At 64.2% G+C, this 13,650-nt stretch carries 15 protein-coding genes, 1 tRNA gene and 1 pseudogene; 12 read left to right on the forward strand and 5 right to left on the reverse strand.

The window, feature by feature from the left end:
* The first annotated feature begins 283 nt into the window (after nucleotides 1–283).
* From K323_RS0116185 to K323_RS26715, 11 genes and pseudogenes are all read left to right on the forward strand, one after another.
* Nucleotides 284–892 carry a TetR/AcrR family transcriptional regulator gene (locus tag K323_RS0116185; protein ID WP_169515672.1) on the forward strand — a complete coding sequence of 203 codons (609 nt, stop codon included), beginning with the start codon at nucleotides 284–286 and terminating at the stop codon, nucleotides 890–892.
* Nucleotides 893–928: 36 nt separating this feature from the next.
* Nucleotides 929–1,348, forward strand: coding sequence for a DUF302 domain-containing protein (locus K323_RS0116190; protein WP_022886313.1), 420 nt, complete (start codon nucleotides 929–931; stop codon nucleotides 1,346–1,348).
* A 73-nt stretch (nucleotides 1,349–1,421) separates the two neighbouring features.
* Nucleotides 1,422–1,916: pseudogene (locus K323_RS30905) on the forward strand (FAD-dependent monooxygenase); the annotation flags it as partial.
* Nucleotides 1,897–2,991, forward strand: coding sequence for an FAD-dependent monooxygenase (locus tag K323_RS0116200; RefSeq protein ID WP_084697395.1), 1,095 nt, complete (start codon nucleotides 1,897–1,899; stop codon nucleotides 2,989–2,991). The pseudogene K323_RS30905 and the gene K323_RS0116200, both read left to right, overlap by 20 nt.
* Complete coding sequence (locus tag K323_RS0116205) at nucleotides 2,991–3,479, forward strand: DUF2231 domain-containing protein (protein ID WP_022886316.1); 489 nt, start codon at nucleotides 2,991–2,993, stop codon at nucleotides 3,477–3,479. Before K323_RS0116200 ends, K323_RS0116205 begins: the two co-directional genes overlap by 1 nt.
* A gap of 192 nt (nucleotides 3,480–3,671) precedes the next feature.
* Nucleotides 3,672–3,747 (forward strand) — tRNA-Lys (locus K323_RS0116210).
* Between the two features lie 453 nt (nucleotides 3,748–4,200).
* Complete coding sequence (locus K323_RS26705; protein WP_245571009.1) at nucleotides 4,201–5,514, forward strand: quaternary amine ABC transporter ATP-binding protein; 1,314 nt, start codon at nucleotides 4,201–4,203, stop codon at nucleotides 5,512–5,514.
* Nucleotides 5,511–6,470: an ABC transporter permease gene (locus K323_RS26710; protein ID WP_051147398.1), complete on the forward strand. Its 960-nt coding sequence runs from the start codon at nucleotides 5,511–5,513 to the stop codon at nucleotides 6,468–6,470. The genes K323_RS26705 and K323_RS26710 overlap by 4 nt, the downstream gene beginning before the upstream one ends.
* A 46-nt stretch (nucleotides 6,471–6,516) precedes the next feature.
* On the forward strand, nucleotides 6,517–7,416 hold the full coding sequence (locus tag K323_RS0116225) for a glycine betaine ABC transporter substrate-binding protein (RefSeq protein WP_026851748.1): 900 nt from the start codon (nucleotides 6,517–6,519) through the stop codon (nucleotides 7,414–7,416).
* A 128-nt stretch (nucleotides 7,417–7,544) separates the two neighbouring features.
* Nucleotides 7,545–8,447, forward strand: a complete 903-nt coding sequence (locus K323_RS0116230; RefSeq protein ID WP_022886318.1) for a glycine betaine ABC transporter substrate-binding protein — start codon at nucleotides 7,545–7,547, stop codon at nucleotides 8,445–8,447.
* 203 nt (nucleotides 8,448–8,650) lie between these two features.
* On the forward strand, nucleotides 8,651–9,910 hold the full coding sequence (locus K323_RS26715) for an SGNH/GDSL hydrolase family protein (RefSeq protein WP_022886319.1): 1,260 nt from the start codon (nucleotides 8,651–8,653) through the stop codon (nucleotides 9,908–9,910).
* 99 nt (nucleotides 9,911–10,009) lie between these two features.
* On the opposite strand, the gene K323_RS0116240 is transcribed toward K323_RS26715, so the two are convergent.
* The 5 genes from K323_RS0116240 to K323_RS26720 all read right to left on the reverse strand — a co-directional run bounded on the left by K323_RS0116240 (nucleotide 10,010) and on the right by K323_RS26720 (nucleotide 12,895).
* A complete protein-coding gene (locus K323_RS0116240) occupies nucleotides 10,010–10,381 on the reverse strand; it encodes a glyoxalase superfamily protein (protein ID WP_022886320.1) in 372 nt (123 codons plus the stop codon).
* Between the two features lie 107 nt (nucleotides 10,382–10,488).
* Entirely contained in the window at nucleotides 10,489–10,872 is a 384-nt protein-coding gene (locus K323_RS0116245; protein WP_033373409.1) for an META domain-containing protein, read from the reverse strand.
* A 114-nt stretch (nucleotides 10,873–10,986) separates the two neighbouring features.
* A complete protein-coding gene (locus tag K323_RS0116250) occupies nucleotides 10,987–11,580 on the reverse strand; it encodes a CbiQ family ECF transporter T component (RefSeq protein WP_022886322.1) in 594 nt (197 codons plus the stop codon).
* Nucleotides 11,577–12,257, reverse strand: a complete 681-nt coding sequence (locus K323_RS0116255; RefSeq protein ID WP_022886323.1) for an energy-coupling factor ABC transporter ATP-binding protein — start codon at nucleotides 12,255–12,257, stop codon at nucleotides 11,577–11,579. The genes K323_RS0116250 and K323_RS0116255 overlap by 4 nt, the downstream gene beginning before the upstream one ends.
* Nucleotides 12,254–12,895, reverse strand: a complete 642-nt coding sequence (locus K323_RS26720; RefSeq protein ID WP_022886324.1) for a biotin transporter BioY — start codon at nucleotides 12,893–12,895, stop codon at nucleotides 12,254–12,256. Before K323_RS26720 ends, K323_RS0116255 begins: the two co-directional genes overlap by 4 nt.
* 154 nt (nucleotides 12,896–13,049) lie before the next feature.
* Between K323_RS26720 and K323_RS0116265 the strand changes: the two genes are divergently transcribed.
* Nucleotides 13,050–13,319 (forward strand): GlsB/YeaQ/YmgE family stress response membrane protein, encoded by a 270-nt coding sequence (locus tag K323_RS0116265; protein WP_022886325.1) that lies wholly within the window; start codon nucleotides 13,050–13,052, stop codon nucleotides 13,317–13,319.
* Nucleotides 13,320–13,650 lie beyond the last annotated feature (331 nt).

Below are 13,650 nucleotides of genomic sequence, written 5' to 3' on the forward strand. Positions count from 1 at the left end.
TCATTGAACTCTGTGCTTCAACCAACTCTGTGCGCCAACGTTAGGACAGGGCGTGGCAGTCGAGTAGGGCCGTTAGACCCTGCGTGCCGGAGGCGGTGCGGTATTCCACCTCCTCGCCGGTGGGAACCGACCAGCCATTCGGTGCGTTCGAGTCGACCAGTGACGGCTACGAGCGTCTTGTAGGCGATGGTCCACTACCGAGCTTGCCACGGGTACCCTGATCGTGAACGGGTCTGCGCCGATGCCGAGCGCATGCTTTCGCTTTCGACGATGGGTGCACCAGGTGACATCTTTGCAGTCCACCCGAACGGACGTCAGCCGTAACCACCGGATGCTCCTTGACGCTGCCGCCAGCGCGCTCGCGGAGAATCCCGAGGCGTCCATGGCCGACGTGGCTGCGGCCGCCGGGCTGACCCGAGCCACCTTGTACCGGCATTTCGGCAGCCGCGAAAAGCTGCTCGGCGCACTGCGCGCGGACGCCCTGGCATCCGCCCGCGAGGCGATTGCCGGCTCAGGACTGGAAGAAGGAAGCGCCATTGACTCCCTCCACCGCGTCATCTCGGCGATCACGGCGCTGGGGGATCGGTTCTGGCCGCTCCTCGCAAATGGTGCTGAGCAGGATCCCTCCTTCGTGCGGGATCGCGCCGAAGCATTCTCTGCCGTGCATAGCGTCATCCTGCGGGGGCAGGATGACGGCCTCATCCGGCCCGAACTGTCACCGCAGTGGCTGGTCGCGGCGCTCACCGCGCTGCTCGCAGCCTCCGTGCGATCTAACGGAGGAGCGCGGAACAAGGAGGCCGCCGCAGAGGTGTTCGACCTTCTCGCGTTCGGAGTCGTGAACCGCGACGACGAGGACCTAGCTATTCGCGGCACCATACCCCCGGGGGTATAATGAGCTAAACGGCACGATGTCAGACAGGAGATCGAAGTGAGCTACGGACACACCATAACGGTGGCAATGACCTACGACGAAGCAGTGGAGAAGACCAAGGAAGCCCTCGCATCACAGGGCTTCGGCGTGCTCTCCGAGATCAATGTGCGGGCGACGTTCGAGTCCAAGCTCGGGCCTGACAGTGGGGCGAAACTCGGTGACTATGTCATCCTCGGTGCCTGCAACCCGGCGCTGGCCCAGCGTGCACTTACCGCGGAGCCGGACATGGGGCTGCTGTTGCCCTGCAACGTTGTGGTCCGCCAGGACCCGGACGCGGAGCACACCGTAGTGCAGACCATTGACCCCCAGACAATGGTGCAGCTGAGTGGTAACCCGGTAGTGCGCGAGGTCGCCGCAGAGGCTGACACCCGCCTCAAGGCTGCACTGAGTCACCTCGAGAGCCTGGGACGCCCTTAGCGCCGCACGACCGTAACGCTGTGCATCCCCCTTAATCTGAGACATTCATGTCACATTTTTATAGTATCGGAGTATGACATCACGAGACATCAACGATCACGAACCACAGCATGACGTCGACGTACTAGTCGTCGGTGCAGGGCCGACGGGGTTGACCGCCGCCGCGGAGGCGCTTCGGCATGGCCTCAGTGTGCGTATCGTCGACCGCAAGGCAATTCGCGGGGCCTTCTCCAAGGCTCTCGTCGTGCACGCCCGCACCCTCGAGGTTTTCGAAACGATGGGCATCGTCGACAACATCCTTGCGGAAGGCATTCCCTTTGCGGCGCTGAACGCTCGCTCGGCGGGCCACCGGGTGACCCGTGTGGATCTCCTCGGCCTTCAGTGGGGGGACACAGCGTATCCGTATTGGCTGTCGCTGCCACAACATTCCACGGAACGGGTGCTGGAGGCAAACGTCGAGCGTCTCGGCGGGGCGGTGGAGTGGTCAACGACACTGCTGGGACTCAAGGATCGCGGCAGCCACGTCGAAGCGACCCTGAGCGAGGCGGGTGCCGCCGAAACCATCAGGGCGCGGTGGGTCTATCGGCTGCGACGGCGGTCAGAGCACAGTGCGCACGCAGGCCGGTATCCGGCTGGAGCGCACCGGAGCCGGGGCCGCTTTCCTGCTGGCAGACGTCAAGACGACCCTCGACCTGACCGAGGACGAAGGCTACCTTCACCTGGCGCCGCAGGGCCTGCTCATTATCGTCCCCATGCCGGAGACCGGTCGTTGGCGCCTGATCGCCCACATGCCGACACCTCTGGACGTGCCCGCGTCGGCTATCGACGCGACGCACCTGGACGACGTGATCCGCCAGCGTACCGGCCTCGAGTTCGGCAGCCACGATGTCTCCTGGACATCCCAGTTCAATCTCAGCCACGGCGTCGCCGACCGGTTCCGGAACGGGCGGGTCTTCCTTGCCGGGGATGCAGCGCACGTTCACAGCCCTGTGGGAGGCCAAGGCCTCAATACCGGCGTGCAGGACGCCCACAACCTGATCTGGAAGCTGGCGCTCGCCAGGCAACTGAGCGCATCCGCCGCCGAAGAGCTGGTGGCCAGTTACGAGAGGGAACGACGGGGCACGGCCCTTCCGATGGTCCACGGCGTCGCAAAGGTGACCCGGGTGATCACCGCGCGCGCGAGTGTGGCGCGCAGGGTGCTCGGCATGCTGGCTCCGCGAGTGTTGGCGCGGCCGCGGATCCACAACAAGCTGGGGCGAGCAGTCGGGATGCTGGAACTGGCCTACCCCGTCACCCGCGGGGAGGCACGAAGGGGCGTCGGCAGGCGCCTGGTCAATCCGGAATTCGTCTCGGGAGGAAGGCTCCACGAACGGCTGAACCCCACCGACTTCACCTGGGTGGTCTGGGGAGGCGCTCTGCCTGATCGGCGAGAGCGCGAGGATGCCTGCTGGAGCGGGCTGCCGGTGGTCTTCGTTTCGGATGACTCGCTCATCGCACCAGTCAGGGTGCCCCAGGACCGCCGCGTCATGCTGGTCCGCCCGGACCGCTACGTTGCTGCGGCGGGTCCGGATGCGTGGTCCGTTCACGGGGCGCTGGCCGGGTTGGTTGCCTCCCCCCTCGACGATGCCGTAGTGGCAGCCTGATGGACTGGGTCGTTGCCGGACTTCCGTGGCACTCCCTGCTGGTGCATTTCACGGTTGTCGTCGTTCCGGCAGCAGCTGCCTGCGTGGTGTTGGCCGCAGTGTGGCCGGCGGCGCGGCGCAGGCTCGGCGTCTTCACGCCGATCCTCGCCCTGGTCGCTCTCGTGGCGGTTCCGTTCACCTCCCAGGCCGGGCAGTGGCTCGTCGTCAGGGTGGAACAGACCCCACTCGTCGAGGCCCACGAGGCGATCGGCACATCCCTTCTCCCGTGGGTCATCGCGCTGTTCGTCATTGCCGTGCTGCAATGGGTCTGGTATCGGCGTGACCGAAAGCCGGGGCGCCCGCGCCGACCGGCAATAGCGATCGCGATCATGCTGGTAGCAGTCGTCGCCGCGGTCGGTTCGGTTGCGACGGTCGTGCGCATCGGCGACACCGGCGCGGCCGCGGTCTGGACCGGGGAGTTCGACAGCGAACCGGTGCCGGGTCGCTGACGACTCAATGAACGATCTCCGGCGGCAACGTACTGCAGGGTGAGCGCCGAATTTGACCCGCTCGCCAGAAACTCTCCACAAAGCAACGGGAACTACCAAGCAACAGGCGGAACCAGACCAGGGTAAACTTGACGGCGCAGAGCGACATCCATCCGTAACGGCGGGGTCCTCAGCCTAGTGACGACACGATATGCACCTCTAGCTCAATTGGCAGAGCAACTGACTCTTAATCAGTGGGTTCCGGGTTCAAGTCCCCGGGGGTGCACCATTTGGCCCGACATCGAGAAGATGTCGGGCCTTTTTCTTGCCCAAATGCTGGTATCGCCGCCTCGATACCGACGTGACACCCCCGTTCGCCCCGAGCGCAAACACGGCAAGATAACGAAGTGGCAACAACCCCGATCGCCGTCAGGACGGCGATCGTGGCGGAGTCTGGCCGGAGACGCGTGCTCCTGACCGAGTGACAGCGGACATCGGAGACGAGCCTCCTGATACGGTTGTTGACGGTCTTAGGACTCTTCACCAGGACGCGCAACCCGTAGATACCCTCCCTTACAGGACTGCGAGTGCGTACGGTGAGGCTCTGACGGAGGCGATCCCATGATCGCTTCCAGCCCACGCCATACCGGCGCTGAGTGCGGTCGCAGCCTACCCGTCCGTCAAACGCGAGCACCCGACCATCGTTCTGAAGACGATTGCGCCGGTGAGCACCGGAGAACACGTGAGTGAATCGATCGCCGTCAAGGCGCATCAGCTGTACAAGGCGTTCGGTCGACGACCGAACGAGATGGTCAGAAAACTGGCCTCGGGGGCAAGCAGGGCCGACGTCGCGAACCTGGGCACAGCCGCTGTCATCGACGCCTCCTTTGAAGTGAAGCAAGGCGAGATCTTTGTGGTCATGGGCCTGTCCGGCTCCGGAAAGTCGACCCTGATCCGCATGCTTAACGGCCTGCTCGAAGCGACCAGCGGAACCGTGACCGTCGGCGGCACCCAGATCACCGGCATTCCCCCCAAGCAACTGCGCGAGGTTCGCCGTCGCAACGTCTCGATGGTGTTCCAGCACTTCGCACTTCTGCCCCACCGCACTGTGCTCGACAACGCTGCATACGGGCTTGAGGTGCAGGGCTTCAGTCTCGACGAGCGTCGCGAGCGGGCAATGGCGGTCGTCGAGCGCGTTGGCCTCTCCGGCTGGGAAGACAAGTTCCCCAGCCAGCTCTCCGGCGGAATGCAGCAGCGCGTCGGCCTCGCGAGAGCCCTCGCCTCAGACACAGACATCCTGCTCATGGACGAGGCGTTCTCCGCCCTCGACCCGCTGATCCGGCGAGAGATGCAGGAACAGCTCGTCGAGTTGCAGGCCGAGCTCGGCAAGACCATCATCTTCATCACCCACGACCTCAACGAAGCCATGTTCCTCGGAGACCGTATCGCGGTCATGCGAGACGGCCGCATCGTGCAGGTGGGAACGCCCGACGACATCCTCACCGATCCAGCCAACGACTACGTCGCCCAGTTCGTTCAGGATGTCGACCGCGCACGCGTGCTCACCGCCTCCGGCGTCATGGAGCCTGCGAAGTCCGTCGTCTCCGCGTCGGCCGGACCTCGCGCTGCCCTCCGGGTGATGCGCGACCTGCAGACGTCGGCAGCATTCGTCGTCGGCAACGGCCGCAAGCTCGTCGGTGTCGTTCGGGATAAAGACGTGATGCGCCAGGTGAAGGCCGGCGAGAGAGACCTGACGGCCGCTGTGCGCACGGAAGTGGCCACGGTCGACGGCGATGCGCACCTCACCGACCTGTTCGAGCTCTCTGTCGAGAGTGAACTTCCCGTTGCAGTGCTCGACGACAAGCAGCGACTGCTCGGAGTCATCCCGCGGGTGACGCTGCTGGCCGCGCTGGGGAACGTGTCATCGAACACCGGCGAAGTGGCGGTTGTCGAGCCACCGGCAACGATCTCGATGGAGATCATCACAGAGACCCTGCGAGCGACGGCGGGTGCCGAAGACGACCTGGTCGGTTCGAGTGAAGGAGGTGCACGATGAACGACTTCCGAATTCCCATCGGTGAATGGGGCGAAGCTTTCGTCGAGTTCATCACCGAGTTCTTCAGCCCGGTGTTCGACGTGATCCGTGCGGTCTTCGGCGGCTTCTACGAGGGCGTCGACTGGGTGCTGGTGACGCCGCCGTTCTGGGTGATCATCGTGCTCATCACCGCACTCGGGTTCTGGGCTCGCGGCTGGCTGTTCGCGGTAGGGACGGCCGTCGGATTGTTCGTGATCGTGGGTGTCGACCAGTGGGAGACCGCGATGGACACCCTCGCGCTCGTGCTTGTCTCTGCCCTGATCGCGATTGCCCTCAGCATTCCGCTCGGTATCCTCGGTGCCAGGTCCAGGACGGCGTCGAACATCATGAAGCCGATCCTCGACTTCATGCAGACGCTCCCAGCGTTCGTCTACCTGATTCCGGCGCTGATCCTCTTCCGCATCGGCATCGTGCCCGGCATCGTGGCAACGATCATCTTCTCGATGGCACCGGGCGTGCGCCTGACCGAACTTGGCATCCGCGGTGTGGACAAGGAAGTGGTCGAAGCCGGCTACGCCTTCGGAGCGTCGCCCCGTCGCATCCTGCGCCAGATTCAGCTACCCCTGGCCGCGCCGACCATTATGGCCGGTGTCAACCAGGTGATCATGCTGTCACTCTCGATGGTCGTCATCGCCGGTATGGTCGGCGCCGGCGGACTCGGAGGCGTGATCGTGCAGGCCCTCAGCCGCATCGACTTCGGGCTCGGGCTCGAAGCCGGCCTCGCCGTCGTGATCCTGGCTATTCTGCTCGACCGCCTCACGGCATCCCTCGGCGTACGCCGCAAGCGGCGGGCCCGTCCATCCCAGACCTCGGCCGACTCCGTGTCGACCGACCCAGGTTCGACCGACTCAGAGTCAGTCGACACCATGCCATCCGTTGGGGCACCTGCCTTCCAGGGCAGCACCCACCGTGGCTGACAAACACCAATCACCCGGCTCACAGCGCCGGGCCGAAAGGAACGATATGAAGAAGCGTCTCATGACCGGTCTTGCGATCGGTGCCATCGCAGCGCTCGGGCTCACCGCCTGCGCAAGCGGGTCTGGTGAAAGCTCGGACGGTCCAAAGAACGGCGACAAGAAAGACCTCACCGTCGCCGTGTTCAACGGCTGGCCTGAGGGTGAAGCCGCCTCCTACCTCTGGAAGTCCGTGCTCGAGGAGAAGGGCTACAACGTCGAACTCGAGTACGCCGACGCAGGGCCGGTCTTCGCCGGACTCAGCACCGGAGACTACGACGTGGCCTTCGACGGCTGGCTGCCGACCACGCACCAGACCTACATGGAGAAGTACGGCGACGACCTCGTCGACCTCGGTGCCTGGAACGACGAGGCTTCGCTTACCATCGCGGTGAACGAAGATGCCCCGATCGATTCGCTCGAAGAACTTGCGGCGAACGCTGACAAATTCGACAATCGCCTGGTCGGCATCGAGCCGGGCGCTGGCCTGACCGAGGCCACCGAGAATGCCGTCATCCCCGGCTATGGACTCGACAAGATGGAGTTCCTCACCTCGTCGACGCCCGCAATGCTCTCTGAGCTGAAGGCGGCAACGGATGCCGGCGAGAACATCGCCGTCACGCTGTGGCGTCCGCACTGGGCCTACGACGAGTTCCCGCTCAAGGACCTCGAAGACCCGAAGGGCACGCTCGGCACCGCAGAGTCGATCCACTCGATCGGCAGCAGCGCCTTCGAGAAGGACTTCCCTGGTCTGACGAAGTGGGTCGAGGCGTTCAAGCTCGACTCCGACCTCCTTTACTCGCTGGAGAACGCCATGTTCAACGGCAACGAGGACACGAAGGACTACACGCCCATCGTGGAGAAGTGGATCACCGAGAACCAGGACTACGTCGACGGCCTGACCAGCTAACCGTCTCGCCGTTCAATCGAACGAAGGCCTGTGCCGATCCGGCACAGGCCTTCGTCATGCTGCCGGCACCTCGCGTGGCGGAGGCACCCCAATCACCCGGCTCAGAGTGCCGGGTACGAAAGGAACCAATGAAGAAGCGTTTACTCACCGGACTCGCCCTCGGAGCGATGGCAACCCTCGGGCTCACGGCCTGCGCAGCGGGCGGATCGGGCGAAAGCTCGGACGGCCCAGCGAACGGCGATAAGAAAGACCTGACGATCGCCGTGTTCAACGGCTGGCCGGAAGGGGAAGCGGTCTCGTACCTCTGGAAGTCCATTCTCGATGAGAAGGGCTATGACGTCACACTCGAGTATGCCGACGCAGCACCGACATACACCGGCATCAGCGCTGGTGACTACGACATGGTCATGGACACGTGGCTGCCGATCACCCACAAGACCTACATGGAGAAGTACGGAGACGACCTCGTCGACCTCGGCGTCTGGAACACCGAGGCGGCGAACACGATCGCTGTGAACGCCGACGCCCCGATTGACTCGCTGGAGGAATTGGCCGCCCACGCGGATGAATTCGGCAATCGAATCGTTGGCATCGAACCCGGCGCGGGCCTCACAGAGGCCACCGAGAACGAGGTGATTCCGGGCTACGGGCTAGAGAAGATGGAGTATCTGACGTCGTCGACTCCCGCGATGCTGTCCGAGTTGAAGGCGGCGACGGATGCCGGTGAGAACATCGTGGTCACCCTGTGGCGTCCGCACTGGGCCTATGACGAGTTCCCGATCAAGGACCTGGAAGACCCGAAGGGAACCCTGGGCGCGGCCGAATCGATTCACACCATCGGCACCACCACGTTCACGAAGGACTACCCGGCACTGACCGAGTGGATCGAGGGATTCAAGATGGACTCCGAACTGCTGTTCTCGCTGGAGAACGTCATGTTCAACGGTGACGCGAGCTCAGACGACTACATGCCCATCGTGGAGAAGTGGATCACCGAGAACCAGGACTACGTCGACGGGCTGACCAGCTAGTCACTGATTAGCTAGTCACTGATCAGTTAGTCGCAGGGCAGTTCACACGGGGGCCAGAGTCGACCGACTCTGGCCCCCGTGGGTGAATGTCGTTGTGAATCGGAGCCCCATATCCGACGGCCCCAGTGCGGGGGTGATTACGGTAGCCGGCAGTCATCCTGTGGTTTTATTTCTTCGGCATCCATCCCGAAGAAGAGAGTCACATGAGCGAGCCCCGCACGCCAGGAACCGAAGAATACGCAGCACCTCGGCTGAAGCCGAAGTCACGTAATCGGAAATCCACGGTGTTATGGGGAGGCATCACGGTCCTCGGCATGTTCCTCTCTGCCGGCACAGCGAGCGCCGCGGCAGACGTCATCACACCCGTGACGCCAGCTGACGCACACCTCGCCGGCCTCGAATACGTAGCCCTCGGCGACTCGTATTCCGCCGGCTTCGGCTTGACGCCGTACAGCGACGTCCCCGCGGCAGGCTGCTTCCAGGCAGATGCGAATTATCCGCACCTGGTCGCCGCAGAACTGGGGCTCGCCCTCACCGACGCGACCTGCAGCGGTGCCGTGACAGCCAACATCATCGACCTGCCGCAGAACACCGGCCTCGGAGTCGCTCCGATACAGTCCGAAGCGCTGAGCGCGTCAACCGACATCGTGACCGTGACTATCGGCGGCAACGATCTCGGGTTCGCCGCCGTCGCGCAGTCGTGCGCGGCGCTGAGTGCGACCGGCCCCACCCTCACCGGCTTGGACAGCTGCAAGGCGTTTTACAACCCGGCCCCCGGAGTAGACATCCTCCTCAACCGCCTCGCTGACCCGGTGACCGCGGCGATCGGCGCGGCTTACGCCGATATTCACGCGAAGGCGCCGAACGCCAAGATCTTCGTCATCGGCTACCCGGCCGTCGCGCCGAATGAGGCGAACATTCCTGAGGGCGGATGCTTTACGTCCGCAATCGGCACCGGCCAGCCGCCGTTCCCCGAGAACGCGTACCCATTCACCGACATCGACGTGCCGTACCTCCACTCGATCGAATCCGCGCTCGACAAGGTGATAGGTGATCAGGCCGCGATCGTCGGAGCGACCTACCTTCCCACCATCGCGCAAACGGTGGATCACACCCCGTGTGCCGGAGATGCGGATCCATTCATCAATGGAGTGACGATCGAGGAGTTCATCCCGGCCGACCCCATCTCAACGTCTCAGATCTCGCTGAAGCTCGGTGCCCTGCACCCGAATGAGGCCGGAGTGGCGTTCCTGGAGGGCCAGGTAACCGCTGCCGTCCGTGCTGCGTTCCCCGCAACGGTTCCTGACGTCGTGCCGGCCGACACCGTTGTTCCCGCCAAGCCGACGCTGGCGGCGACCGGCACGGAAGCCACGGGCTGGCTCGCGATGGGCGGCATCCTGCTGCTCGGCGGGGGTCTCCTGTTCGCAACCAGGCGTCGTCCCGCGGCGAGCGCGTCCCGGTAGCGCTCACGAGTGCAGTCGAATCGTCGGTTCGAGCGAATCAGTACGACGATTTGGCCGCACTCGTGCGCGTATTGGCGAGAACGGATGCCTGCGGCGACGTCAGCCCTGCGGCACCATCTGCTGCAGGGCCCAGGTGTTGCCGTCTGGGTCGGAGAAGTAGACGAAGCGGCCCCAGTCCTGAACGTCGACATCGCTGGCTTCCACCCCGCGGCCGATGAGCTCAGCGCGAGCGGCGTCTGCGTCGGCGATGACCATCTGCACGCCTTTTTGGGACCCGGGCGGCATCTCGGTGACTCCCGTGCCGAGCACGATCGAGCAGGCCGACCCCGGGGGAGTGAGTTGCACGAAGCGCAGGGTCTCGTTGACCTGGAAGTCGTGGTCGGCGTTGAAACCGACCTGGTCAACGTAGAACGCTTTGGCCCGGTCGACGTCGGTGACGGGGATGGCGACGAGCTCGATCTTCATGTCCATGGTGCGTGGTCCCTTCTCGTTCACTACTTGCCTATTCACGGCTTGGTTGTGAGTTTCGCCATCAGGCTAATGACCAAAGCGGTCAGTTCCTGACCGCTTTCTGGTTGCTATTGCGCGATGAGGGTGCCTATCGACTGCCCGGAATCATCAAGCACGGTCATGATCTTTCCATCGACGGATGCGGAGATCGCCCCTCCGAGCCAGGTTTCAACGCCTTCGCAGGCCATCATCGTCGACGCGATGGGGCCGAAACTGACGGTCGCACCGTTCTGATCCCACTCGCCCATCAGTCGGTTGCACCCGTCGGTCCCGCTGAGCGTGCCGTCTTCAGCAAGTTCGAGGTAAGCGCCGTGCGACGCGGCGTCTGCCTCCCACACCCCGACGGCGGACTCGGCACCGGGAGCGCCGGTGGCTGCGCACCCGCCGAGCAGCAGTGCCGCAGAGGCAATCACGAGGGTGCGGAGCGCAAATGGCGCGAGTCGGCTGGTCATGAAGTACACACTAGTGACCCGTATCGTGCGTCCGATAGATCAGGACTGCACGCTGTGGATCAGGACTGCGCGGTGTGGATCAGGACTTCGTGCCGGCAGCAGGAACGCAGAGGGTCAGTCGTCGAGACCGCGGGCGACCAGCGACTCGCCGATCGCGTCGGCCGCATAGAGGGAGCGCACCACCACCGGCACAGCCAGTGCCAGCAAGCTGCCTTGGGCCCCACGCGCCCTGCGGGCATCGAGAACGTCTTTCACGATCTCGGCGACCAGGGGGATGCAGCGGATGGTCAGCGCGACGAGCAGGCCGACCCGATCGCCATCGATCCAGCGTTCGAACGGACGGAGGATGAGGCGAAACGCTTCCAGTACCGCCGTCACCGTCGTGGTGAGCGTGAAGAGTGCGGCCAGTGCAACGGCAACCAGTAGCCGCCCCGTCATCATCGCCGCGACGATCCAGCCCGCCAGCAGCGCCTGCAGCGGCACCGCGATGAGCAGAAGCCACAGGATAGGCGCTACCTGTTGCCATACCGCGCCGACCGGCACCCGAGCGATCACGAACAAGGCAGCAACCGCCAATGCCGCAGCGCCGAGTTGCCAGGGCTCCCTGGCCAGGCCGACCCCGACCACTCCGATCGAGAGCAGCAGCAGTTTGAGAATCGCCGGCGCGCGATGGACGACGGATGTCCCGGCGAAATAGAACCCGATCACGCCAGCAGTCCCCGGTAGGCATCCAGTGCGACACTCGGAGCGTCATCGGCGACAACCCGGCCCTCATCGATCACGATGACCCGGTCGAAGTCCTCGAGTAACTCGAGCTGGTGGGTGACCACAATGACCTGCTGCGTCATCTCCCGAAACAGCCCGGCGATCTCGCGGGCATTACGCGCGTCGAGCAGAGTCGTCGGCTCATCGGCCACGATGATCTGCGGTTCCCCGACGAGCACCGCCGCCAGCGCCAGCAATTGCTTCTGGCCACCGGACAACCGGTGTGCAGGGTGCTCTGCGTGCGCCGCCAGGCCGAACCGCTCCAGCGCCGCCGCCGTACGCAGGGCGATCTCGGCCGGCGCCAGGCCGCGCCGGCGCAGTGAGAATGCAACATCCTCCTGAACCGTCGGCATGACGATCTGGTTGTCGGGGTTCGTGAAGATGAACCCGACCTTCCGCCGAATCTCCTTCGCCTTCCTGGCAACATCAGCGTCGTCGACGGTGACACGCCCGGTGTCGGGTGCGACCAGGCCGTTGATCATTCGCGCCAGGGTAGATTTGCCCGAACCGTTGGCGCCGATGATGCCGATGCGCCGCTCGCTCAGCACCAGGTCGACGTCGGCCAGCACCCGCCGTTCCCCGAACGAGTGGGAAACTCCGTCGAAGACGATCCTGCTCATGGCGCCGAATGCGACGGTGTTGAATCAGACGGTGTCGAACGCGTCAGGGCACCGGCCTGTACTCGCCTGCCGGCGCGAACAGGGATCAGGCCGGGGTACGCCTTGTGCACCTGCCGGGCAACCAGCACAGTCACGACCACCTTGATCAGGTCACCAGGGAGAAACTTGAGGCTGTCGGCCGCGGCCACCCACAGCGGAACACCGAGGTTGATGGCGGTCACCGGGATGCCGATCAGATAGATGGCAACGATTCCACCCAGGATTGTTGCGCCGAGTGCCGGCCAGAATCGGTACTTCGGCAACAACAGTGAGGTGAGGAATCCGATCACCAGCACACCGAGCAGCCACCCGTATGGATACCCGGCTGCAGGCGACGTCGTGAACCAGACCAGTCCGCCCCGCCCACCGGAGAAGAGAGGGAGGCCGGCGGCCGTGAGAGCCAGGAACAGCAGAACGGCGAAGAAGCCCTTGCGGGCTCCGAGAATCGCTCCAGCGAGCATCACACCGAGGGTCTGGAACGTGATCGGCACGGCCACGGCGCCGATTGCGACGGCGCCAGGCAGGCCGAGCGCGGCGATCAGGGCGGCGAAGATTGCGATCTGTGCGAGATCGCGGACGGTGAGGATGCGGGCTGTCATAGTTTTCACCCTAGAATCTCTGATTTGCGCAATGCCGACGAATGTCTACAAAGAATATGTGCGAACTCTATAAGCTCTCCCTTCTAGCCAGCCTTTTCATGGTTGGCTGGATTAACGACATCCGATCGTGGGTGCAGACAGAAGGGAAAAGTCCATGGGTTTCTTCGGCTTCCTCCTCCTCGGCTTGATCGCCGGGGCCATCGCAAAGCTGATCCTCCCCGGTAGGCAGGGCGGTGGTTGGTTCATGACGCTGCTTCTCGGCGTTATCGGAGCGCTGCTCGGCGGCTGGCTCGGCGGCCTCATCTTCGGCGTCGACCTCAGCGGTGGTTTCTTCGACCTCACCAGCTGGCTGCTCGCGATCGCCGGTGCGATCATCGTGCTGCTCATCTGGGGTCTCATCACCCGCAATCGGAAGACCGCCTGATCCAACCCAGGTAACAGCGCACTAGCTTTCGCGCCATGTGTCAAGTTTGATGCTGGACGTGTGTGATCGGCCCGGGACGTTTTTGGACCGGGCTGTGGGAGGTCGATGGACATGCGTTCGTGTGGAGGGCTGGGCCGTCGTTGGTTCGGCAGGCTGATCAGGCGCCGTTGTGCGGCAGGCTTTCGTGTGCGCCGTGAGAGGCGGCCCAGCGCGGGCGGGCGGCAAGCTAGGTTGCGCCGTCGAGCGGCATAGCTACCGTGGCCGTCACCGTCCGCGACTGAGCCTTCCTTGACAATACGCGTCTTCATCGAAGGGTTGTTGGGTCACGAGC

It is taken from the genome of Glaciibacter superstes DSM 21135 (assembly GCF_000421145.1).
Classification (GTDB): domain Bacteria; phylum Actinomycetota; class Actinomycetes; order Actinomycetales; family Microbacteriaceae; genus Cryobacterium; species Cryobacterium superstes.